Below are 22,116 nucleotides of genomic sequence, written 5' to 3'. Positions count from 1 at the left end.
TTGAGAATGCTGCGATCGGCATGCACTGGGTTGCCGCTGATGGCACGATTTTGTGGGCCAACAAAGCTGAATTGTCGCTCACCGGCTATGAGGCGCATGAGTACATCGGCCATCACATCTCTGAGTTTCATGCTGACAGAGAAGTGATTGAGGATATACTGCAACGCCTGAGCCGTAACGAGCAGTTGCATGATTATGAAACGCGCATGAAGTGCAAGGACGGCTCACTCCGCTATGTCCGCATAGATTCCAATGTCTTCATGCGTCACGGGAAATTTGTTCATACCCGCTGCTTCACCACGGACATCACAGACAATAAGCAGGCCGAGCAGTCCTCATCCCATTTGGCCGCCATTGTTGAGTCCTCCGATGATGCGATTATCAGCAAGGACCTGAATGGAATCATCACCAGTTGGAACAGCAGCGCCGAGCGCATTCTGGGTTATAAACCGGAGGAGATGATCGGAAAACCAATCCTCACGATCATTCCGCCGGAACTGCATTCGGATGAGACGATGATCCTGTCGAAAATCCGCGCGGGCGAAAGAATCGAGCACTTTCAAACAGTCCGGCTTCACAAAAGCGGAGAGCGGCTCGATGTTTCTCTTACAATCTCGCCGGTCAAAAACCGCCGCGGAAAAATTGCGGGCGCGGCAAAAATTCTTCGCGATATTACCCAGCAGAAGAAGCTGGAAAATGCCCTGCATACAACGGAAAAGCTGGCATCGGTAGGGCGCCTGGCCGCCACCATCGCTCATGAAATCAATAATCCGCTTGAAGGCGTCACAAACTTTATCTATCTGGCGCGAAAATGCCCTGAGATTTCAGGTGAAGTAAAGTGCTATCTGGAATCTGCTGACCGCGAGCTTCAGAGGGCAGCTCATATTGCACAACAGGCGTTGGGTTTTTACCGCGACACGTCTCAACCTGTTCTGCTGGAGGTCTTCCGCGTGGTCGAGGATGTGCTTGAAATTTATCAGCGCAAGTTCGAATACAAGCATTTACACGTCGAGCGGCAGATCGAGTCCATGCTTGAAATATGCACGTGGCAGGGGGAGTTGAAACAGGTCCTCTCCAATTTGATTGCCAATGCCCTCGATGCCTCAAAAGACGGTGGCAGGATTATTATTCGCGCGCGCGCTTGCCGGAATCTCAAGACAGGCCAGCCGGAGATACGATTCACGATTGCCGATAATGGCATCGGCGTAGCCGATGAGATCCGAAGAAAGCTGTTTACCCCTTTCTTCACCACCAAGAAAGAGGTTGGCACCGGCCTCGGACTGTGGATCACCAAAGAGCTTCTGGAAAAACGCGGCGGTCGAATACACCTGCGCAGCCGCGAATCCAGCCCATCGGGAACAATGATCAGCTTTTGCCTGCCGGTTTCACAGGCGTAAGCCGGCTAATTGCAAAGGCGTGCATGACAATCTCTCCCGTGCTTCGCTTACAATCGACTTTCACCCTTTCATTCCAAGGAGCACGGTTTTGAGCAGCAACAAACAGGTGTGGCGCGCGCTTTTGAGTGTCACCGACAAGAGCGGGCTGGTGGATTTTGCCCGGGAACTGGCGAAGCATGGCATTGAACTTGTGTCCACTGGAGGCACCGCGAAGGCACTGCGCGAGGCTGGCCTCAAGGTGCGCGACATCTCCGAGTTGACTGGCTTTCCTGAAATGCTCGATGGACGCGTCAAGACACTCCATCCCAAGGTACACGGCGGCATCCTGCACATCCGCGAAAACGCGCAGCATGTGGCGGCGGTGAAAGAGCACGGTATCGAGCCGATCGACATGGTGGTGGTGAACCTTTATGCCTTTGAGAAGACCGCGGCGCGTCCGGGCGCGAAGTTTGCCGAGGTGATTGAGAACATCGACATTGGCGGACCATCGATGGTGCGTTCTGCGGCCAAGAATTTCGAGGATGTCGCCATTGTGACCTCGCCCGCCGACTATGCAGGCCTGGCTGAAGAACTCGGCGCAAACAATGGCTCGTTGAGCCGCGAGACGCGCTGGCGGCTGGCGAAGAAAGCCTTTGCCGTAACCGCGGCTTATGATACGGCCATTGCTAACACGCTCGAGCAGATATGGTCGCCTGATCCGGCGGAAGCTCCGGTCCAGTTCGCCGACCCGGCGACGGCGGCGTTCCCTGAAGCGCTGCGCGTCAACTATCCGCTGGCCATGGGTCTGCGCTATGGCGAGAATCCGCACCAGAAAGCGGCGCTCTATGCCGACGGCTCCGGTACGGGCGTGGCGGGCGCAAAGCAGCTTCAAGGCAAGGAATTGAGCTACAACAACCTGGTCGATCTGGACGCCTGCTGGGAACTGGCGCAGGAGTTTGACGAGCCGGGCGTCGCCATCATTAAGCACACGAACCCATGCGGCGCTGCGACAGGCGCAACCGTTCTTGAGGCTTACAAGAAGGCTCTGGCAGCGGATCCGGTTTCTGCTTTCGGCGGAGTCATTGGGATCAATCGCGAAGTGGACGAGGCCGCTGCGGAGGAGATAGCCAAGCTTTTTGTCGAGGCGATTGCTGCGCCGTCATTCACCGAGGGCGCGCGTGCCCGTTTTGCCGCCAGGAAGAACCTGCGTCTCGTGGAAGTGAATCCGGCGAACACGCCGCGCGTGGTGAAGCAGGTATCCGGTGGGTTGCTCCTGCAGGATGCCGACCACGGGCATGTTGCGGCTTCCGAGCTGAAAATCGTGACCGAGCGCGAACCAACCAAGGACGAACTCGCCGCGCTGCTTTTTGCCTGGCGCGTCTGCAAGCATGTGAAGTCGAATGCCATTGTCTACGCGCGGAACGGGCAGACCATCGGAGTCGGCGCGGGGCAGATGAGCCGCGTAGACGCAGCCAAATTTGGCGCGATGAAAGCAGCTTTGCCGCTGGCGGGATGTGTGGCAGCGTCCGATGCGTTCTTCCCTTTCCCAGATGGGCTGGAAACTGCTGTCTCCGCAGGGGCTACGGCCATAATTCAGCCCGGAGGCTCGGTCAATGATTACAAGGTGATAGCCGCCGCCAACAAACTGGGCATCACCATGGTTTTCACGGGGATGCGCCATTTCCGGCATTGAATTACAGGGAAACATGGCACAGCGTACAGCGTTAAATTTATCGGTGAACTCAGAAGGCGGCAACAGTCTAGCTTTTCTGTGCCCTGTACCCTGTGCGCTGTATCCTGTTTCCCTGCCTTTTGCAGCCGATTCAGGTTTACAATCGTCTTAAGAACAGTGAGATGGCCGCCTCTTCCATCCAGGCGGCTATCAATGTATTTCGGCTAAGTTGCATGGGTCGTAACGGCTCAGTGCCGCAAGCCACTGGCAGGGGTTCTCCTTGAAACCAACTCGCACGGTTCCTTTCGTTTGCAGTCATCGACTCCTTACTGTGGCTACGCTGGCCCTTGCTGCCGCCTGCTGCCAGCCTACGTTTGCGCAGAGCAAAGCTCCCGCGCCTACCACTGACCAAACCACGCAAAAACCTGATCGCTCGGCTGCCTACTATCACTACACGCTGGCGCACGAATATGAAGAGATGGCCACCACCTACGGCCGTCCCGATTACGCCACGCGTGCCATTGAGGAATATAAGCTCGCGCTCAACGCCGATCCTGATTCGCCTTACCTGAATGCGCATTTAGCCGAGCTTTACTTCCAGACCGGACGTGTGCGCGACGCCATTGCGGCTGCTCAGGAAGAGATCAAGAAGAATCCCAACAACCTTGAAGCCCACAAACTGCTGGGCCGCATCTATCTCCGGTCACTGGGCAATATGCAGAATGGCGGGCCGTCAGACCAGATGATGAAGCTGGCCATCGACGAGTACGCCAGGATTGTGCAGCTGGAGCCGAACGACACCGAGAACAGACTGCTTCTCGGCCGCCTCTACACCTTGAACCACGACTCGGCGCACGCCGAAGAGCAGTTCAAAGCCGCGCAGAAGATCGATCCCGATTCTGAAGACGTGGTGCTGAATATTGCCGGGCTTTACAGCGAGCAGGGCGACAACAAGCGGGCCATTGAAGTACTGAAAGCGCTGCCGGACGACGACCAGACACCCAAGACGCTGTACGCGCTGGGGCAGACTTACGATCAGCTTAAGGATACTAAGAACGCGCTGGATGCATACCAGAAGGCATTCGATCTCGAGCCGGACAATCTGGACGTGGAACGCGCCCTGGGACAGGCGCAGCTGAATGCCGGCCAGGACGATGCTGCGCTGAAGTCCTTTAAAGATGTAGCTGCTGGTGATACCAGCGATCCACAAGCGCTGCTGCGCATTGCCGAGATTGAACGCAGGCAGGGCAAGTACGAAGATGCACTGGCAACGCTGAAGAAGGCTAAAGACCTGGTTTCCGATTCGCTTGAGATCAATTTCAACGAAGCGCTGACTTATGATGCTCTAGGTCAGTACGACCAGGCCTCGCAAATTCTGGAAAAGCTGGTCAGCGATTCAGAGCATGTAACCGGGCAGTATACCGACGGCGAAAAGAACAACCGCGCCATCTTTCTTGAGCGGCTGGCGAACGTCTACCGCGAGCAGGGCAAGACTGACCTGGCCGTGGGTGCGTACCAGAAGATGGCCGACATGGGCGGTGACTACACGCTGCGTGGCTATCAGAACATCGTCGACGCTTACCGCGACGCGCATGAGTACGACAAGGCCACGGCAGCGGCCCGCGATGCCGTCGCAAAAACCGCAAAAGACAAAGACGCCAACCGCGACGCCAAGCTGATGCTCGCCAGCCAATTGACTGACACAGGCAAAGTCGATGAAGGCATCGACATGGCCAAAGGCATGCTCAACGGCGCCTCCCCGGCCGATCAGCGCACAGTTGAGTTGCGGCTTGCCGAAATGTACACGCGGTTGAAGCGCTGGAAGGACGCGGGCGACGCCATCGACAAGGCCGACACGCTCTCGACCAAGCCGGATGACAAGATTTACACCTATTTTCTGCGCGGTGCTCTTGAAGAACGGCAGAAGCATTATGACGAGGCCGAGGCGCAGTTCCGCAAGCTGCTTTCCATTGATCCAAACAATGCGCTCACGCTCAACTACCTCGGATACATGTTGGCAGACCGCGGTGTGCGCTTGAATGAAGCGTTAACGATGATCAAGAAGGCGGTCGAGCTTGATCCGCAGAATTATGCGTATCTCGATTCGCTCGGCTGGGCCTATTACAAGATGGGACAGTACACGCCTGCGGAAGAAAACCTGACGAAAGCAGTCGCGCGCAACAGCACAGACCCGACCGTGCATGATCATCTCGGCGAGTTGTACGAGAAGACCAACCGCCTGAAGCTGGCCGCGGCACAGTGGGAGCAATCGCTGAATGAATATGCGAAGACCGTATCCGCGGATGCCGATCCCGGTGATGTAGGCAAAGTGCAGAAGAAGCTCGACAGCGCGCGAGTTCGCCTGGCGAAGGAATCTTCAGGCGCGTTAGCGAACACCAGCAAGCAATAGCGGCGATGCGACTCCCCGCAGGCTGCAGAGTCGCTGAAAATGGCCCACTTGCGGCGCGTGTTTACCCGGAGCCGCGGCACCCGTACCGCTCTCCATTTCAGCGCGATCGCGGACGCATCATTCATGCGCGCGCCTTTCGCCGTCTCGCAGGCAAAACGCAGGTTTTTACCCACCGCTACTCCGATCACTTCCGCAGCCGCCTGACCCACACTATGGAAGTGGCGCAGATTGCGCGCACGGTTGCGTCCACTCTAGGGTTAAATGAGGACCTCACCGAATCACTGGCGCTGGTACATGATATCGGCCATCCGCCCTTTGGTCATGCGGGCGAGCGCGCTCTGGACGACGCGCTGCGCGGGCACGGCCTGGGCTTCGACCACAACCTTCATGCTCTGCGCATCGTTGAACACTTCGAGCTGCGTTATGCGGCATTTCGCGGGCTGAATCTGACGCTGGCCGTGCGCGAAGGCATCATCAAGCACTCGCGTGATTATTCCGCCGCAGAACATCCGGAACTGAGCGTGTATTCTCTCGACCAGCGCCCTCCGCTGGAGGCGCAGATCATCGACCTCGCTGATGAGATTGCGTATCTTACCGCCGATCTCGACGATGGCATGGAAGCGGAGATTCTCAATCTCGAAGACATTCGCAGGAATGTCCGGCTCTTCGAGCGCTTCCATGTACCGATGGCGGCGAAGTATCCTGATGCGCCCAGCAAATTGGTCTTTAACGAGGCGCTGAAGCGCGTGTTAAATGCCTTGGTCGATGACCTAATCGCGGAGACATGCGGGCAGGTCAATGTTGCCGAGATCACAACTCTTGAAGGCATTCGCAATGCCCCGCACCGGCTGGCAACTTTTTCTCCCGAGATGGAAGAACTGCGCCTCGAAGCCAAGCGCTATCTCTACGCGAATCTCTACAATTGCGCCGAACTAATCCGCGACCATGAAGAAGCAGCGCGCGTGATTTCAGAATTGTTTGAAGCGTGGACGCGCGATCCATCGCTGCTACCCCCTAGCTACGTTTCTCTTGTGGAGCAGGAAGGCGCGCCGCGCGTGGTTGCTGATTACATTGCCGGCATGACAGACAACTTTATTCTGGATCAGTATGAAAGATTTATTGGTGATGGCCCCAATGCAGCACCTGTGGGGAATTAATATCTGTTATTTGGGATATCTTCCGGGCGTAGTACAAACTGCAAGAAATTACCTCCCTGATTTGTCACCACCTGTTGAGGAAAGGGGAAGTTCATGCTCTGCGGACCTGTTACAAGCCCTCGAGACTTCAGATCATTCAAAATTTGGCCCGTCAACTCACCCTTGTTTCGGAAATCCGGCTCCGATTCATCAAGGACGTCTTGAAATGATCTGCCCCTGGGCAAAGTACCTCCATTTGCAGCGGCGAGTCGGGAAACCGCTGTCCAAAGAAAATGGAGGATCTTGACATGTGACGAAGTAAACTCTTCAATCCATTGAAGATAGATGTGCTGCATATCTTCACTGAAAGCAGTACTGGTTGCAATATTGAGCAAGGCATTTCGGAGCAGGCGCCGCTTGTCAGCCTGATGTGTTCCGATGGCAATTCGAGTTGCTTGGATCGTCGCAGTCACGAAGGCCTCGTTCTGCGCTAGGTTCTCAATAAACCCGTTGACCTTCTCTTTGAGGCAGTCGAAATCATCCGCAAGCTCTTTGAACCACTCCTCACGCCTCCGCTCCACTCCAGGGACGAGAAATTGTGCAATCACGTGTACCGTAGCCGGTCCTAAAACCGGGATTTGCTGAACAATTTTTTCGAGGGCATCACGCGCCTTGTCGGTATCACTGGGTTGAGGGTATCGCTCGGAACGAGTTGCGAACAGTTTAGTAGTATCTTCAGCCATAAACCTGACAATGACAGCTACTGCACCTTCCCATGTGGCCTTAGTCTGCGCAATTCCTGAGCGCAGGCGAGGGCATTCGTTGCTGTCAGCTTCAGATTGTCGAGCGCAGCCCATATCCAGAAGCGGCGCGTGGCGAGCTCGCTGCCGCCTGCTGTGCGGGCGCGAACGAGAATGTCGTCCTGTCCAGCGGAGCTGAGATTGCTTGGCGGGTCGGAATCTCCGAGAACGACGTCAACATGCTCGCCATTCAGTCCGGCTTCCAGATGCTCCAGGCTTACCGGCTCGTCGAGGGTCAATGATAAAGAAATGCCATAGCCGTGAAAGACCGGCGCATGCAGAAGCTGGATGGCGATTTCGGGCAAGTGTCCTGCCGAAAGCAGATCGTAATGGTGGCGGATGCGCGCCTCGCTCGCGCCCAAGTGCGCCTTGGCTGATTCGCCCAGCGACGGCAAAACATTGAAGGCCACCTGCGCGTCGTATATGTCTTTGGGCAATGACTGGAAACTGAGCAGGCTCACCGTCTGCTGGTGCAGTTCGTCCAATGCAGCACGGCCATATTCTGAGGCCGGCTCAAGCACCGTGGCTGAAGCAGCGCTCACGCCGGCGACGCTCTTCGCGCGCAGCAGCAGCAGCGCCAGCGCCAGCGCTGCCGGATGCGCGGGCACTACAGCCGGCGTCTGCAGATCGGGAGCGGCTTCGGTGGCCCCGTTTGCTTCTTCGCGCTGGGCGTCCTGTACCCAGGGCGCGCGCACCAGCACCTTCGGCTCGCTCTCAAGCGCGTAGCTCAGATCGATGATACTGGCGCCGGCCTTGTGCGCGCTATGCCAGTGCTTGCGCGTCACTTCCTGGCTGCCGGCGAAAAAGGCGAAGTCGACTTTGGCGAATGAACTGGGCTCGATGCGCTGAATGAAAGTCACTTCGTCGCCGACGGATTCAAGCTGGCCGAGCGCGGCCTCGTCGTCCATCAACAGAAAGTCCGCCGAGCCGAAGGGCGAGTCGCCCAGAGAGTCATTCAATTCCTTGCCGCGCAGAGAGGCTGCGCCCACGATTGCGATCTTGTATGTATCTGGCATCAGTTTGTCGGACCCGTAGAAGATGGGAGAAGTCTTCGGCCACGCCGCCACGAATACGCCACTCGCGCCAGAATACCGGAGAACATGTACATGAGCGCCATAAGAATCAGCACATATTGTGAAAAGAAGACGAGCACATAGAGCACCAGCCCGATCAGCACCATCCACTGAAAGGGATGGCGGTTGGCTAGGTTGATCTCCTTGCCGCTCCAGAAGCGCCAGGTGCTGACCATGAGGAAGCCAGTCAACCCGACGAGGGCCATCCAGATGACCGATACCCACCAGATTGATATCGGAATGCCGCGAAAGAAATGCACCACGGCAACAATGACGCCCGCTGCTGCCGGAATGGGCATGCCGACGAAGTATTTCCGCCCCGGACGGCCGGGGTTCTTGGGCTCCGGATTGACGCTGATGTTGAAGCGCGCCAGGCGGCTTGCTCCGCAGAGGAGAAAGAGAAAACAGACAAATGCGCCGAGCTGCACAATCTGCTGCCGATGCGCCGGGTTGTCCATGACAGGCAGCGTATGGAAGCCCCAGGTAAAGGCGAGAATGCTGGGCGCTACGCCGAAGGTGATGACGTCGGCCAGTGAATCGAGTTCTTTGCCGAACTCGCTGGTAGTGTTGGTCATGCGCGCAATGCGGCCATCGAGCGCATCAAATGGAATGGCGAAGCCGATGGCAAGCGCGGCCCAGTCGAAATGGTGCGGCTCCTGCACGGATCCCTGCAGGCTCTGTGTAATGGCAAAGTAGCCGGCGGCGATGTTGATTGCCGTGAACAGCGACGGCAGGATATACATGCCGCGTCTGCGCCGCCTTGCGCCCGGTGTCAAACCAGCGTCTCCACTTCCAACTCAGCCAGCATCGGCTCGGCAACCATATCGGGAATGTGGGCGAGTATAGTCGATCCGCCTTTGACGTTGTCGCCGATCTTCACGCGCAGCTCCGCGTAGGAAGGCATCAGCACGTCAACACGCGAGCCGAACTTGATCATGCCGATTCGCTCGCCGCGCTCCACCCGGTCGCCCGCTTTAGGGCGGAAGACGATGCGCCGCGCCAGCAGGCCGGCAATCTGCTTGAAAGAAACTTCGTGACCGTCGTCGCTTTCAACCACGGCCAGGTTCTGCTCGTTCTTCGCCGCTGATTCGGGATTCATCGCGTTGAGGAACTCGCCCTTCTGGTAGCGCACTTCGCGCAGCGTGCCGGAGATCGGCGAGCGGTTCACATGAACATTAAAGACGCTGAGGAAAATGCTGAGGCGCAGACTTTCGCCCGACGGCGTTATGACATGTTCAATGGAAGTAAGCTTACCGTCGGCGGGAGAGACAATCAGGCCCTCGCCCTGAGGAATCGTTCGGCGAGGATCGCGGAAGAACCAGAGAAAAAACGCCGCCAGCAAGACCGGAATGAGCGCCCACGCTCCTGCGCCGGTAAGAAAATACACTGCCGCGGCAACCGCCAGCAGGGTCAAGCCGTAGAGATAACCGTCACGAACCATGAGAGATAATTCTCTCATTATAAATTTTCGCGGCCAATTTTACTCAGGATTGCCACAGACAGCATACTTCACCCTCTGCCTGCCAAGAGGCAGAAACCCAGCGCGGCAGTTTTTTATGCTACATGATGGAAGACGCCGTGACGCAGCGCTTCCATTTCATCTTTAATGGATAATTTGAGCTTTTTTAGTCGGACTTCTTCGAGTTGTTCCTCGGCTGAAAGGTAGGGTTTCTGGAGCAGGCTTTCCAGTTTCTCCGAATAGTGCCGGTGCTGCTCTTGCAAATGGTGAATGACCTCACTATTCGGGGACCCGAACGTTTCCATATCCATGGAACATACCTCCTGCATAACACTCTAAGACGAACAAACTAGCACCTGGGAAGCCCGGTGGCAATGCGTTTTTCAGCTAAAGTTTTCCACTGGCTTTAGATTTTTGCCCATCAAGACCGCATCTTCTTCCGGAGAGTGGTAGTATGTTGGCCTCAACCCTTCGCGACTGAGGCCGAATTGTTCGTAAAGCTTTATGGCTCCGGTATTTGAGGCGCGGACTTCCAGCTCAATACGGATGGCTTCGTTACTCTGCGCCCAGCCGATCACTTCTTCAAAGAGAGCACGGCCAATTCCCTGCCCTCGCGCTTCTGTGGAGACGGCAATCGATTCCAGTTCACAGACTTCTGCCACCAGCTTCCCGATGGAAAATCCAAGCAGATGGCCGTCGGTCTCTGCAATGAATCCGGCGCGTCTTAGCAAGCCTGATTCATTATCGGAGATGCAACGGCTGTAGTCATCAGGACTCCAGCGTGGCGCCCCGGGGATTTCCTCAGCTAGGGCAAATACCGCTTCGATGTCACCTGCGGCTATGCGTCGGATAGTGCAGCTCATTGCCGAGCCAGTGCGCCAGATTTTTGCTTTTCTTTCACTTCGGCATCCGACCTACGCAGATAATTTCCGTCGAGTGAAGCGAGGTTGTCGAATTCTCCAGAAAGCAGCCGGGGCATGGCAACGATGAGGGCATCTGATGCTGTCGGTGGCATTACCACCTGTGCTCCAGGAAAGACCGCCGCGGTCCTGTCTTCGCAGACAGTCAACTGGGCAGGCGATTGCAGTTCATCGTGCAACTCATTCAGTGACAGGAGCGCTTCGCGTGGTAGTTCATCATCGCGGAAATAAAACTCGCCACGGCCCGCATCGAGCGCGGCATAGCGCTTTTGCGCCTTGGCCGCCAGCACCTGCAAACGCGAAACAGCAACGACCGGAGTGGCAAAGACTTCAGCTAGTCCCTTCACTGCGCTTACGCCGACGCGTACGCCGGTAAAGCTTCCCGGTCCGTTGACGACGATAATCGCCTCGACTTCCCGCAGAGAGATGCTATGCGTTTCCAGCAATTCGCGCAGACGCGGCATCAGCATGGCAGAGTAGGTCTTCCCGGCTAGTTCCACCGTTCCAAGCACAGTGATGCGCCCGTCGTCTCTGCGAGCAAGCGTGACCGTTCCCGTACTTCCACAGGTGTCGATAGCTAACAGCATCTATTTGGCCGGTTTCCGGTCCTGGCAGATTTCAAGCAGTACGCCTCCGGCGCTTGATGGATGCACAAAGAAATACAGGTGCCCACCCGCGCCGATCTGTATCTCATCGGAGATGAGTCGTGCGCCCCTCGCCTTCAGCGCTTCGAGCGTAGCCGAGATGTTATCGACATGCAGCGCAACATGATGTAGACCTTCGCCACGTTTCGCCAGAAATTTGCCTACTGGCGAATCTTCCGTCGTCGGCTCCAGCAATTCGATGCGGCTTTCATCGACGGGAACCATCCCCACTCGCACTTTCTCGTGCTCGACCGTCTCCACCTGCGCGACGCTCAAGCCGAGCGATTCGTAAAAACCGCGCGCCGCTGCGATGCTTTTGACCGCAATTCCGAGATGGTCGATCTTGGTCATGACTTCCATTTCTAACTACATCTTGTCATCTTGATCCTGAACGTAGCGAAGGGGAAGGACCTGCTTTTTAAGCTTTCATCACCCGCGCCACCAGTTCCGGCACCAGTTTATAAGGATCCTCGCGCCCGCTGGTCACTTGCTCTGCGTGATTTTCAAGTTCAGCATCGCTCAGTCCGTGCTCACGCGCCTGCCGCATCAGCGCGTGCCGCATCATTTCCGTGATGCGCTCACTCCAGTACTTCTTCCTGCGCGCTTCCATGCGGCCATCGCTCTCCAGCCATTGTTTCATCTTTACAATGGCCGCGACGAGCCTGTCGATTCCCTCGCCGGTCGTAGCTACTGTCTTTACAACCAGCGGAACCCAGCCGCTGTGGCTTCCCGCCAGCGACTGCATGGCGTGCACCTCTTTTTCCACGCGGTCAGCGCCTTCGCGGTCGGCCTTATTCACGACGAAGAGATCGGCAATCTCCATAATGCCCGCCTTGAGGCTCTGCACATCGTCGCCCATGCCTGGAACCAGCACGACAATAGTCACGTCCGAGAGGCGCACGATGTCGATCTCGTCTTGACCAACGCCGACGGTCTCGATCAGGATGACATCTTTGCCGCTGGCTTCAATGACCGAAGCTACATCGGCAGTGGTCCGCGCAAGCCCGCCGAGCGATCCCCGCGTGGCCATACTGCGGACATAGAGTCCCGGATCACTTAGATTTTCCTGCATTCGGATGCGGTCGCCGAGAATTGCGCCGCCGGTGAACGGACTGGTGGGATCGACCGCAATCACGCCAACCGTCATGCCAGCGCTGCGATAATGCCGCGCCAGTTTGTCAACAAGCGTGCTCTTGCCCGCACCGGGAGCGCCGGTGACGCCGATGCGTAGTGCCCGCCCGCTAAAGGGAAAACATCCTGACAGGACTTCGGCTGCGGATGAAACATCGTTCTCAACCAGAGAGACGGCGCGCGCAAGGGCGCGCACATCTCCAGAACGAAGACGGTCGATGAGTTGTGCAACGTCCTGCTCAGCGCTCGGAAGAGTTTTGCGCATCTAGCAAGCAATCATAGTTGAATGCGGACTGCACCTAGCCCCGCGACGGCATCACCTTCAGAATCTCGCGCGCGATTACCATGCGCTGGATCTCGCTGGTGCCTTCGCCAATGGTGCAGAGCTTCACGTCGCGGTAGAATTTCTCCGCCGGATAATCTTTGATGAAGCCGTAGCCACCGTGCAGTTGTACTGCCTGGTCGCAGATGCGCACCGCAACCTCGCTCGCGTAAAGTTTCGCCATCGACGATTCGCGCGTCACGCGCTGGCCCGCGTCTTTCAATACCGCCGCTCGCAGCGTCAACAGCCGCGCAGCGTCAAGTTCCGTGGCCATGTCGGCCAATTTCCACTGCACGCCCTGAAATTCGGCTATGGCCTTGCCGAACTGCCTGCGCTCCTTCACGTAATGCAGGCTGGCTTCGAGAGCGCCGCGCGCGATGCCGAGCGACAATGCCGCAATCGAGACGCGCCCGCCATCGAGAACGCGCATCGAGTCGATGAAGCCCTCGCCCAGCTTGCCCAGCAGGTTTTCTGCCGGAATTTCGCAATCCTCGAAAATCAGCTCTGAGGTATCGCTGGCGCGCAAACCAAGCTTGTTTTCCTTCTTCCCGGGTCGGAACCCGGGCGTCCCTTTTTCCACCACAAATGCCGAGAGCCCATGCGTGCCCTGTGTCTTATCGGTCACGGCGATGACGACGGCCGCATCCGCGTAATGGCCGTTGGTGATGAAGGTCTTGTTGCCGTTCAGCACCCAATTGCCGCCCTTGCGGACGGCGGTTGTCCGCGCGCCCGCTGCGTCCGAGCCGGAGTTTGGCTCGGTCAGTCCCCATGCGCCCAGCCATTCGCCGCTGGCTAGTCTCGGAATGTATTTCCGCCGCTGTTCTTCATTTCCAGCGAGAAAAATGTGGTTCGAGCAAAGCGAATTGTGCGCGGCAACGATGATGCCCACCGATCCGTCAACCGCCGAGAGTTCTTCAATCGCGGTCATGTAATCGACATAGCCCAAGCCGGCGCCGCCGTATTCAACAGGAAAGATCATACCCATCAATCCCATCTGGCCAAGCTGCTTCACGACATCGGCGGGAAACTCGCTGGCCTCGTCCCAGCGGGAGACGTTGGGCGCAATCTCGCGGTGCGCGAACTCGCGAATCTCTCGGCGCAGATGCTCCTGTTCCTCGGTAAGTTTGAAGGGATAGGTGGTTACGTCGGGCGCTGTGGCCTGCGAACTCATGTAGATGACTCCATGCGAAAAATGAATCGAGCGAAAACCTGTGATGGTAGCACTTTTGTTGGAGGTTTGTCGCTCGGTCATTTCACACCAGAACGCCGCGCTCCCGCGGCAGGGGGACTCTCACCGATGCCATCCCAGCTGCAGCAGCTCCCTGAATGCCCATTTCGGCATCTTCAAAAACGAGACAGTCCTCCCGTGCTACGCCCAGCCTTTCTGCGGCGAGCAGATAGCATTCCGGATCGGGCTTGGTCTTCTGGTAATCGCCCGCGCAGACCAGCGTCTCAAAACGGTCAAGCAGATTCAGCGCCGTCAGAGAAGCCATCACCGATTCACGCGTGCTGCCGGAAACAACCGCAAAAGGAATTTGTCCGTACTGGTCTTCAATATGCTCCAGCACTTCAGGAACGGAGGTCAATCGCGGAAGAATCTCGTAGTAGAGCGATTCTTTTCGATGCGCGACCTCATCAACAGGCATCTGCAATCCGCGCTGTCGGTTCAGCGTGGAAATGATCTCAGCTACCGGCATGCCGCCCCAGGCGTAGAACAGGTCTTCATCAAAGTCGCAGCCCCACTCGCCGAGCGCCTTCTTCCACGCGATGTAGTGCAGCGGCATCGAGTCGGTAATGGTGCCGTCGCAGTCAAACAGATACGCCTTGAATGTGCCTTCAGGCAATTTCAACTTCATCTTGATATGGATTCCTCTGCTTCTATTTTAGAGTGCGACGCCCTCACGTTCGCGTAAACGCTTCAGAACGTCATACACTCATTTCGAACCAAAATACATTCCTGGTTGAGGGGACAAATGCAGAAGAATTTTTTTGCGCTGGCTTTTCTTGCGCTCGGCGGCCTTACGGCGCTGGCGCAAACGCCAAATGCAAACTGGGTTGGGACGTGGGCGGCTTCGCCGGTTGGGTCAGCCGTGAACTATGCGCAGGCCGGGCCGGGCAACACAACGTATCGCAACATTATGCACATCAGCCTCGGCGGAAGCGCTGTGCGCGTGCAGCTCACCAATGAATTCGGCACGGAGCCGCTTGAAGTTGGCGCAGCGCATGTCGCCGTCAGCGCAGGCGGCGGTGGGGCAATTCAGACCGGTTCCGACCATGCGCTCACCTTTAACGGGCGTCCCACAGTCGAAATTCCCGCCGGCGCGTTTGTCGTAAGCGATCCGGTCACGATGCAGGCTGCGCCGCTCTCTGATCTGGTTGTAAGCGTGTATCTGCCTGATCAGCACATCCGCCACACCACCTGTCATGATTTTGGCGACTCGACCAACTACATCCTTCGCGGCGATGCCACCGCCGCTCCGACCGCCGACAACTCCAGCCCTATCGACTCCTGGTGCTTCGTGAAGGGAATCGACGTGAAGTCCGGCGTGGCCGCCGCAGCTATCGTGGCCTTTGGTGATTCCATTACCGACGGCGCGCTCTCGACCCGCGACGCCAACCACCGCTGGCCCGATGTGCTGGCCGCGCGACTTCAGGCTGACAAGAAGACGGCAAACCTCGGCGTCCTGAATGAAGGCATTGGCGGCAACCGCGTTCTGCATGACGGATACGGCCCCAGCGCGCTGGCCCGCTTTGACCGCGACGTGATCGCGCAGAGCGGCGTGAAGTACCTCATCATTCTTGAAGGCATCAACGACATCGGCCGCCTCAAAGAGCCGCGCGAGCCGGGCGACAAAATTACAGCCGACGACCTCATCTTCGGACTATCGCAACTGGTCACGCGCGCGCACCAGCACGGCATCAAAGTTTTCGGCGCGACGCTTACGCCGTATCTCCCAACCGGCTACTCATCACCGCAGGGCGAGCAGGTGCGCCAGGCCTATAACCAGTGGATCCGGACCAGCGGCGTCTTCGATGGCGTGATCGATTTCGACAAGATCACGCAGGACCCGGCTCATCCTGACCAGTTCCTGCCCGACTATGATTCCGGCGATCATCTGCATCCCAAAGATGCCGGATATAAGGCGATGGGCGATGCGATTGATTTGTCGTTATTTCACTAAGGTTTTCGCCCAAACAGAGGAATGACCGTGGCGCCCATGCCGCCGTTTGTTACCGGCCCGGGCGTCTCGCCTCTGGCATTACGCAGTTGCGGTGAACTGAAGTTCGGAAATTCAATCGTCAGCGACTCCGTCTGCTTGCCCTTCGTCTCGGTCCACTGCACCGTTCGCGTAAAGGGGCGCTCCTCGCCGAGCTGATACTTGTCCTGAACCACAACCCAGATTCGCGACCCGCTCTGCAGCTTTTTCTTCCAGTCCAATTCGAGTTTGTAATAGGACCCTCCATTGCCACGAAAAGCATTCTGGAGGTATTTGCGTGCATAAGTATTCATGTTGGGATTCTGGAGGCCCATGTTCTCAATGCCGCCCGGCGCACCAAACTGGATGCCGATCATATGCCCGGCATGCTCCCCTGAACCCTCACTGAGTTCCTCTTGCGCATCTTCATCGCGATGCTTCATCACCTGTCCTGGCACACCAAGCTCGCCCGCCGCTTCTTTAAAGAAGCACCCGCCCAGCGTCCAGTTGCGGAATGTGAACCTGCTGCTTATGTCGGGTAGCCCGGCCGCCATTTCAAATCTCCTATTCTGTCCCTGCCCGTCAATCTAGCACGCTGCGGGTAGCCGGGTCGCATTGCGGGCGGCAAAAATCCTGTTGATCACAGGAAAATACCATATCTTTCCCGGCCTGAATGCCGTAACGTTTCAAACACATGGCCGCAACTTTTGCCCGGCAACGTGTTTTAAATAGTTAGAGGTTCCGGTATCTGCCGTGTGGGCATCCGGAGGACGTCAACTGACCGCCCAGAAACGTTTGGCGGCAGTTTGACGGGGAGTTTCAGTTTATGCGGATTCTTCGTTCTATTGCGTTGCTTACGGTTCTCATCATGCCCGCTGCCTTTGCACACTCCCAGATTTCTGTAGGCATCGGCATCGGGCCAGCGATTGGTTATCCTGCTCCGGTCTATGTTGGCGGGCCGCCTGTCTGCACCTGGGGCTACTACTCTTATTATCCTTACGCTTGTGCTCCCTACGGCTACTACGGCTCTGACTGGTTCTTTGGAGGTGTCTTCATCGGCGCTGGCCCCTGGTATGCCGGCTGGTATGGACGCCCGTGGGGTTGGGGATGGGGCCATCCGTGGGGCGGTTGGGGATGGGGACATCCCTATTACGGCGGCAGATACGGCTATCGCGCCGGTTACGGCAATGGGTATGGCAACGGCTATAGTCACGGATTCAACAATGGCTATCGCAATGGCGGAGCCTACGGCGTGACTCATCCACCCTCGACGGGCAGCGTAAATGGTTACAACCGTGGATTCAACAATGGCTACCGTAACGGCGGAGCCTATGGCCGCTCGCCTTTGAACGGCGGAGCGCGCTCCATCGGTACGACCGGCTACCGCAGCGCCTATAACGGGAGCACTGGGTTCCGTGGATACAACGGCTTCAATGGTTCTTCCGGCTTCCATGGATATAGTGGATCGTCCGGGGTCCACAGCTTCAGCGGCTCATCAGGAATGCACGCTTACAACGGTGGTGGATTCTCCGGATTCCACGGTGGCTCCAGTGCCCATAGCTTCGGAGGTGGTGGGTTCCACGGTGGAGGTGGCTTTAGCGGTGGTTTCCATGGCGGAGGTGGAGGCTTCCATGGTGGTGGAGGTGGAGGATTTCACGGCGGCGGTGGTCACCGCTAATTTGACTCCAAAATAACAGAAGGCCCGTTCAGCAGGAGCGGGCCTTTCTCTTTGCTTGAAACTCGGTAGGCACTACTCATATCGCAGCGCAACATTCGGATCCACGCGCGTAGCCACCAGGGCCGGAACCAGATTCGCCGCCAGGGCAACAACACTCAGCACCAGTACAACCGTAAGATACGAAGCCGGATCATGAGCGCTCACATCAAACAACAAACTTCGCAGAAGACGTGAGACAGCAAACGCAATTCCCAGCCCGATAAATCCTCCAACCAGCACCAGCACCATTCCCTTCGCCAACACAAGCCGCAGAATATTCCCACGCGTCGCGCCCAGCGCCATGCGGACTCCGATCTCCTGCGTCCGCTGCGCCACGAGAAATGCAACCACTCCATAAAGCCCTACGATTGCCAGCAGCAATCCGGCAGCCGCAAAGAAACCGACCAGAGCCGTCTCAAAACGTGGCCGGTCTGCCAGCCTCTCCACTGTTTCTGTCAGAGGCTCAACCTCTACCGGCGCCGTCGGATCGAGCTTCGCAATCTGGATTCGCAACCACTGAGCCATTACCGAAGACGGCAGGTTCGTCTCAACCAAAAATACGCAATGCCGGCTCCAGCTTTCCGGATGATGGTTACTCCACAATTCGTAATATTCAGGCTCATCCTGCTCCGCAAGCCCGTCATTCTTCACGTCGCCGGCTACGCCCACAACCGTAAATACAGGGCCATCAATCGCAAAATATGGGCGATAATTCGCAAACTGAATGTGCTGCCCGACCGCATCGCCCTTGGGGAACAGCCTCTCAGCCAGCCGCTTGCTCAGGGCCATGAAATCGCCCTTCGCGCTGCGCTCTTCTTCAGTGAATCCCTGCCCCTGCAGAATGGGAATATTCAGCACGCGAAAATAATCGGGCGTCACCAGCCGCCTCACGAGTGTGCCTCCGGTTTCCGGTGGAATTGGCGGCCTTCCCAGCACATAGAAATCCCCTAACCGCGAACCACCATGCCAGCTGTTCCCATCCGGCGGCAATGAGTCACTGATGCTTACCCCCCGCACTCCCGGCAACTACGCATTGCTGTCTCGACGCGCAGATAAAAATCCATATACGCCGTGTTTCCCTGGTAGCGCGAATCCACCAGCGGAATCCGCACGGTCAGTACATTCTTCGTCTGCATTCCAAGGTCTTCGCGCTGCAAATTCCTGAAGCTTCGAATAAAAAGGCTCGCACCCGAAAGCAGAACAACGCTCACCGCAATCTGCGCAACTACAAGGAACCGCCGCATCCGCGTGTGAGCCCCCGAATTCGCCGTTCGCGCCGAGAGAGCAATCGAGCGCGGTTTTTCTAACGCCGGAGCCACGCCGCAGATCGCCGCGCACACGAGCGCAAGAAGAACGGCAAAGCCAATAATCCGCAAATCGAGCCGCGCGCCAGCAAGAAACGGAACGCCGGATGGCGAGATCTTGATAAACACCCGCAATAAAATCTCAGCCAGCCCACACCCCGCGGCTGCTCCAGCTATAGCAAGCAGCAGCGCTTCTGTCAGTGTTTGCCGGATGATCCGGAACCGGCTCGCGCCCAGCGCCGAGCGCACAGCAAGCTCGCGCTCTCTTGCTGCACTGCGCGCGGAAAACAGGCTGGCCACATTGGCGCATGCAATCAACATCACAGCCAGCGCCGCGCCCAGCAGCACACACGCAGCGCGATACGCGTCCTGCATCTGGCGGTCGCGAACGGAACGTATCTCCAGGTGGAACTGCTGCCGGAACTGCGCCGGAATCCACTGTTGCGTATGCCGGAAAATCGGGCCCATTTCTTCTCTGGCCTGCGCAATGCTCACACCCGGCCTCAACCGCGCAAAGGCCCACATCGGCTCTCCAATGCCGGCATTGACCGTGTGCTGCGCCGCGATATCCATCTGCGCTGGCCGTAGAACATCGACTGCCTGCAGCCTCGGCATTTCAAAATCCGGCGGAAGCACGCCAATCATGCGCGTCGGCTTGCCGTCGACCTCTATTTCTTTGTTCAGAACATCCCGCGAGCGGTTATAGCGCGCCAGCCACAGCGCATCGGAAATAAGCGCTGTTTTCGGCGCATTCGGTACATCTTCCTCGGGCAGAAAATTTCGTCCGAGCACCGGAGCCACACCCAGCGTCGGCAGGAAGTTGGCGGCCACGTCAGCGCAATGCAGTCGTATAGGATTCGAGGCAGTCAGGTTGCATTCGTGCGCTCCCTGCTCAAACGTCATCGACGCGAACGGCTTCTGGTTGTCGCGCCATTCATAGTAAAAACCGCCGAGCGTGAACTCCTGCTTCTCCAAAGGCTGCGACAGTCCTATCGACACCAACCGATCGCCGTGCGCATACGGCAATGGCCGAAAGAGAATCCGGTCCACCACGCTGAAGACTGCCGTCGTCGCGCCGATCCCGAGCGCCAGAGTCGCCAAAGCAGTTATGGCAAACACGGAATTGCGCCCGAAGCCGCGCAGCGCATAGCGCACGTCCTGCCGCAGCGTGTCCAGAAACCAGCCGGGCCGTGCCTCGCTGCATGACTCACGCGCAGACTCGATTCCACCAAACGCAATTAGCGCCTGCCGCCGCGCCTCATCCGGCGTCATCCCCGCGGCAATGTTCAACTCTGTCTGCCGTTCGATGTGAAAGCGCAGTTCTTCATCAATCTCAGGCATGTTCCTGCGGCGCAGCAAAAACTGCAGCTTGATCCAGAGCTCGCGCAAATGGATGAACATCACTGCGCCTCACCCTCAGCCTGATTGAGCACCAGCGCGATCGCCGCCGTCATCCGCTCCCACTGCCCGCGTTCGGCTTCAAGCTGCTTCTCGCCCTCAGATGTAAGCGAGTAATACTTTGCCCGGCGATTGTTCTCCGAGGGCCCCCATTCCGCAACGATCCAGCATCTGTATTCAAGCCGGTGCAGCGCCGGATAGAGTGATCCCTGTCCGACCTGAAGCACTTCCCGTGAGATCTGCTGAATGCGTTGGGCAATGCCCCACCCATGCATCGGCCCCATCGCCAACGTTCTCAAAATCAGAAGATCCAATGTCCCTTGCAGCAGCTCTGCAGACGACGCCACCTCTTACCCCTCGATATTCGACAAAAGAAATACTCGCTTCTCTTGTCGAATGTCAAGGGGGCGTTATTTAGCCAGGCCGGCTGTCATTTTTGCGATCTGGGCTGCTGCATCAGGATGAGCCAGTATTCGCACTCGATCACCCATCGAGCGCAATTCAGCCCGATCTTTGAGCATACCTGTAAGAGATTCAAGCAGCCTCTCCGGAGTCATCTCAGATTCGATCAGCATCCTTGCAGCCCCTGCTCCAGCCATCACCTCGGCGTTCTTACGCTGGTGGTCGTCGGCTGCACCCGGAAATGGCACAAGCAGAGCGGGTTTGCCTGCGGCCATCTCTTCAGCTACAGTGCTGGCGCCGCTGCGGGATAGCACCAGATCGGCTGCCTCGAAACGCTTCGCCATGTCGTCGAGAAATGCATGTACTTGCCAGCGAGTTGGGTCGGTCCCGCTCGCCGTATATGCCGCCTGGGTCTCCTCGGCATGACGCGATCCAGCCTGATGGAGAATTGTCAGACCGGGAATAGCATCGAGCAGGCGCGCGACAATCTGCGGCATCGTCCGGTTCAGCACCCGCGCGCCCTGGCTGCCGCCGAAGATAAGCAGGTGCGGCGGAGCATCTTCCGGACGCGGCTTTAGGTTGAAGAACTCGGTTCGAACCGGAATGCCGGTCACCTGCGCGTTGCGAAAGAATCTCAGCGCTGGCTCGAAGTTCACTGCCGCCGCCGAAATATGCTTGCCCACGAGCCGGTTCGCCAGGCCGGGAAAGGCATTCGGCTCGACCGCAAGCGTGGGAATGTGCGCAATAATGGCCGCAACCATCGCCGGCCCGGAAGCGTATCCGCCGACTCCAACCACCACATTCGGGTGGAACTGCTTCAGCAGTTTGCGGCAGTGCAGCACGCTCATCGGCAGATCGAGCATGGTGCGTACACGCGTGGCCAGGCTGACATTCTTGAGCTGGCCAACTTGGATTAACTCCAGCCGATGTCCGGCCTGCGGCACGAGACGCGATTCCAGCCCTCGCGGAGTGCCCACAAAAAGTAATTCTGACTGATACTGCTTCTGAAGCGCATCGGCAATGGCCAGCGCCGGCATGATGTGGCCGCCTGTGCCGCCACCTGCAATCAACACGCGCACAGCAGCTACTCGATCTCCCGCGTGATATTTAGCAGTACGCCCATCAGCGCCAGCATGATGAAGAGCGATGTTCCGC

At 57.5% G+C, this 22,116-nt stretch carries 22 protein-coding genes; 6 read left to right on the top strand and 16 right to left on the bottom strand.

The genetic code is table 11. The annotated features are described in order from the left end of the window. The 4 genes from VEV40_RS09440 to dgt form a co-directional block, all read left to right on the top strand. Nucleotides 1–1,397, top strand: a 1,397-nt coding sequence (locus VEV40_RS09440) for a PAS domain S-box protein (protein ID WP_324831882.1), incomplete at its 5' end; no start/stop codon positions are given. Between the two features lie 88 nt (nucleotides 1,398–1,485). Next, nucleotides 1,486–3,069: a bifunctional phosphoribosylaminoimidazolecarboxamide formyltransferase/IMP cyclohydrolase gene (gene purH, locus VEV40_RS09435; RefSeq protein ID WP_324831880.1), complete on the top strand. Its 1,584-nt coding sequence runs from the start codon at nucleotides 1,486–1,488 to the stop codon at nucleotides 3,067–3,069. Between the two features lie 310 nt (nucleotides 3,070–3,379). Continuing rightward, nucleotides 3,380–5,458: a tetratricopeptide repeat protein gene (locus VEV40_RS09430; protein ID WP_324831878.1), complete on the top strand. Its 2,079-nt coding sequence runs from the start codon at nucleotides 3,380–3,382 to the stop codon at nucleotides 5,456–5,458. 5 nt (nucleotides 5,459–5,463) lie between these two features. Continuing rightward, a complete protein-coding gene (gene dgt / locus VEV40_RS09425; RefSeq protein WP_324831877.1) occupies nucleotides 5,464–6,615 on the top strand; it encodes a dGTP triphosphohydrolase in 1,152 nt (383 codons plus the stop codon). Here dgt and VEV40_RS09420 read toward each other — a convergent pair. From VEV40_RS09420 to VEV40_RS09370, 11 genes are all read right to left on the bottom strand, one after another. Continuing rightward, nucleotides 6,612–7,337, bottom strand: a complete 726-nt coding sequence (locus tag VEV40_RS09420) for a hypothetical protein (RefSeq protein ID WP_324831875.1) — start codon at nucleotides 7,335–7,337, stop codon at nucleotides 6,612–6,614. The two genes, dgt and VEV40_RS09420, sit on opposite strands and share 4 nt — an antisense overlap. A 17-nt stretch (nucleotides 7,338–7,354) precedes the next feature. After that, entirely contained in the window at nucleotides 7,355–8,410 is a 1,056-nt protein-coding gene (locus VEV40_RS09415) for an Asd/ArgC dimerization domain-containing protein (protein ID WP_324831874.1), read from the bottom strand. Beyond that, nucleotides 8,410–9,210: a CDP-diacylglycerol--serine O-phosphatidyltransferase gene (gene pssA, locus VEV40_RS09410; protein WP_324831873.1), complete on the bottom strand. Its 801-nt coding sequence runs from the start codon at nucleotides 9,208–9,210 to the stop codon at nucleotides 8,410–8,412. Before pssA ends, VEV40_RS09415 begins: the two co-directional genes overlap by 1 nt. 29 nt (nucleotides 9,211–9,239) lie before the next feature. Continuing rightward, nucleotides 9,240–9,908 (bottom strand): phosphatidylserine decarboxylase family protein, encoded by a 669-nt coding sequence (locus VEV40_RS09405; RefSeq protein ID WP_324831871.1) that lies wholly within the window; start codon nucleotides 9,906–9,908, stop codon nucleotides 9,240–9,242. 113 nt (nucleotides 9,909–10,021) lie between these two features. Next, complete coding sequence (locus tag VEV40_RS09400; RefSeq protein WP_324831869.1) at nucleotides 10,022–10,237, bottom strand: YdcH family protein; 216 nt, start codon at nucleotides 10,235–10,237, stop codon at nucleotides 10,022–10,024. Nucleotides 10,238–10,309: 72 nt separating this feature from the next. Then, on the bottom strand, nucleotides 10,310–10,789 hold the full coding sequence (rimI, locus tag VEV40_RS09395; protein WP_324831867.1) for a ribosomal protein S18-alanine N-acetyltransferase: 480 nt from the start codon (nucleotides 10,787–10,789) through the stop codon (nucleotides 10,310–10,312). After that, nucleotides 10,786–11,433, bottom strand: coding sequence for a tRNA (adenosine(37)-N6)-threonylcarbamoyltransferase complex dimerization subunit type 1 TsaB (gene tsaB, locus VEV40_RS09390; RefSeq protein ID WP_324831865.1), 648 nt, complete (start codon nucleotides 11,431–11,433; stop codon nucleotides 10,786–10,788). The genes rimI and tsaB overlap by 4 nt, the downstream gene beginning before the upstream one ends. Beyond that, a complete protein-coding gene (mce, locus tag VEV40_RS09385) occupies nucleotides 11,434–11,841 on the bottom strand; it encodes a methylmalonyl-CoA epimerase (RefSeq protein WP_324831863.1) in 408 nt (135 codons plus the stop codon). It lies immediately after the preceding gene. Between the two features lie 67 nt (nucleotides 11,842–11,908). Next, nucleotides 11,909–12,886, bottom strand: a complete 978-nt coding sequence (meaB, locus tag VEV40_RS09380) for a methylmalonyl Co-A mutase-associated GTPase MeaB (RefSeq protein WP_324831861.1) — start codon at nucleotides 12,884–12,886, stop codon at nucleotides 11,909–11,911. A gap of 34 nt (nucleotides 12,887–12,920) precedes the next feature. Further along, on the bottom strand, nucleotides 12,921–14,114 hold the full coding sequence (locus VEV40_RS09375; protein ID WP_324831859.1) for an acyl-CoA dehydrogenase: 1,194 nt from the start codon (nucleotides 14,112–14,114) through the stop codon (nucleotides 12,921–12,923). A gap of 82 nt (nucleotides 14,115–14,196) precedes the next feature. Next, the gene (locus VEV40_RS09370; RefSeq protein ID WP_324831858.1) at nucleotides 14,197–14,799 is read right to left on the bottom strand and encodes an HAD family phosphatase; all 603 of its coding nucleotides are present in this window, start codon (nucleotides 14,797–14,799) and stop codon (nucleotides 14,197–14,199) included. A gap of 117 nt (nucleotides 14,800–14,916) precedes the next feature. Between VEV40_RS09370 and VEV40_RS09365 the strand changes: the two genes are divergently transcribed. After that, on the top strand, nucleotides 14,917–16,125 hold the full coding sequence (locus tag VEV40_RS09365; RefSeq protein ID WP_324831855.1) for an SGNH/GDSL hydrolase family protein: 1,209 nt from the start codon (nucleotides 14,917–14,919) through the stop codon (nucleotides 16,123–16,125). Here VEV40_RS09365 and VEV40_RS09360 read toward each other — a convergent pair. Further along, nucleotides 16,122–16,694 carry a hypothetical protein gene (locus tag VEV40_RS09360; protein ID WP_324831853.1) on the bottom strand — a complete coding sequence of 191 codons (573 nt, stop codon included), beginning with the start codon at nucleotides 16,692–16,694 and terminating at the stop codon, nucleotides 16,122–16,124. The two genes, VEV40_RS09365 and VEV40_RS09360, sit on opposite strands and share 4 nt — an antisense overlap. A 272-nt stretch (nucleotides 16,695–16,966) precedes the next feature. Between VEV40_RS09360 and VEV40_RS09355 the strand changes: the two genes are divergently transcribed. Then, nucleotides 16,967–17,818 (top strand): hypothetical protein, encoded by an 852-nt coding sequence (locus VEV40_RS09355; protein WP_324831852.1) that lies wholly within the window; start codon nucleotides 16,967–16,969, stop codon nucleotides 17,816–17,818. A gap of 72 nt (nucleotides 17,819–17,890) precedes the next feature. Here VEV40_RS09355 and VEV40_RS09350 read toward each other — a convergent pair whose 3' ends face one another. The 4 genes from VEV40_RS09350 to murG form a co-directional block, all read right to left on the bottom strand. Next, entirely contained in the window at nucleotides 17,891–18,793 is a 903-nt protein-coding gene (locus VEV40_RS09350) for an FtsX-like permease family protein (RefSeq protein WP_324831851.1), read from the bottom strand. A gap of 68 nt (nucleotides 18,794–18,861) precedes the next feature. Further along, on the bottom strand, nucleotides 18,862–20,562 hold the full coding sequence (locus VEV40_RS09345; RefSeq protein WP_324831849.1) for a permease prefix domain 1-containing protein: 1,701 nt from the start codon (nucleotides 20,560–20,562) through the stop codon (nucleotides 18,862–18,864). Beyond that, nucleotides 20,562–20,906 carry a PadR family transcriptional regulator gene (locus tag VEV40_RS09340; protein ID WP_324831847.1) on the bottom strand — a complete coding sequence of 115 codons (345 nt, stop codon included), beginning with the start codon at nucleotides 20,904–20,906 and terminating at the stop codon, nucleotides 20,562–20,564. The genes VEV40_RS09345 and VEV40_RS09340 overlap by 1 nt, the downstream gene beginning before the upstream one ends. A 63-nt stretch (nucleotides 20,907–20,969) precedes the next feature. Then, nucleotides 20,970–22,116, bottom strand: a 1,147-nt coding sequence (gene murG / locus VEV40_RS09335; protein ID WP_324831845.1) for an undecaprenyldiphospho-muramoylpentapeptide beta-N-acetylglucosaminyltransferase, incomplete at its 5' end; no start/stop codon positions are given.

The sequence above is a fragment of the Alloacidobacterium sp. genome (genome assembly GCF_035631355.1).
In the GTDB taxonomy this organism is placed as follows: domain Bacteria; phylum Acidobacteriota; class Terriglobia; order Terriglobales; family Acidobacteriaceae; genus Alloacidobacterium.
This window is presented reverse-complemented; position numbering and strand designations above follow the sequence as displayed.

Bases quoted from the DNA above. Each gene is read 5' to 3' on its own strand.
- dgt (WP_324831877.1), top strand. From the start codon at position 5,464: ATGCGACTCCCCGCAGGCTGCAGAGTCGCTGAAAATGGCCCACTTGCG.
- VEV40_RS09420 (WP_324831875.1), bottom strand. From the start codon at position 7,337: ATGGCTGAAGATACTACTAAACTGTTCGCAACTCGTTCCGAGCGATAC.
- VEV40_RS09415 (WP_324831874.1), bottom strand. From the start codon at position 8,410: ATGCCAGATACATACAAGATCGCAATCGTGGGCGCAGCCTCTCTGCGC.
- pssA (WP_324831873.1), bottom strand. From the start codon at position 9,210: ATGTATATCCTGCCGTCGCTGTTCACGGCAATCAACATCGCCGCCGGC.
- VEV40_RS09405 (WP_324831871.1), bottom strand. From the start codon at position 9,908: ATGGTTCGTGACGGTTATCTCTACGGCTTGACCCTGCTGGCGGTTGCC.
- VEV40_RS09400 (WP_324831869.1), bottom strand. From the start codon at position 10,237: ATGGATATGGAAACGTTCGGGTCCCCGAATAGTGAGGTCATTCACCAT.
- rimI (WP_324831867.1), bottom strand. From the start codon at position 10,789: ATGAGCTGCACTATCCGACGCATAGCCGCAGGTGACATCGAAGCGGTA.
- tsaB (WP_324831865.1), bottom strand. From the start codon at position 11,433: ATGCTGTTAGCTATCGACACCTGTGGAAGTACGGGAACGGTCACGCTT.
- mce (WP_324831863.1), bottom strand. From the start codon at position 11,841: ATGACCAAGATCGACCATCTCGGAATTGCGGTCAAAAGCATCGCAGCG.
- meaB (WP_324831861.1), bottom strand. From the start codon at position 12,886: ATGCGCAAAACTCTTCCGAGCGCTGAGCAGGACGTTGCACAACTCATC.
- VEV40_RS09375 (WP_324831859.1), bottom strand. From the start codon at position 14,114: ATGAGTTCGCAGGCCACAGCGCCCGACGTAACCACCTATCCCTTCAAA.
- VEV40_RS09370 (WP_324831858.1), bottom strand. From the start codon at position 14,799: ATGAAGTTGAAATTGCCTGAAGGCACATTCAAGGCGTATCTGTTTGAC.
- VEV40_RS09365 (WP_324831855.1), top strand. From the start codon at position 14,917: ATGCAGAAGAATTTTTTTGCGCTGGCTTTTCTTGCGCTCGGCGGCCTT.
- VEV40_RS09360 (WP_324831853.1), bottom strand. From the start codon at position 16,694: ATGGCGGCCGGGCTACCCGACATAAGCAGCAGGTTCACATTCCGCAAC.
- VEV40_RS09355 (WP_324831852.1), top strand. From the start codon at position 16,967: ATGCGGATTCTTCGTTCTATTGCGTTGCTTACGGTTCTCATCATGCCC.
- VEV40_RS09345 (WP_324831849.1), bottom strand. From the start codon at position 20,562: ATGTTCATCCATTTGCGCGAGCTCTGGATCAAGCTGCAGTTTTTGCTG.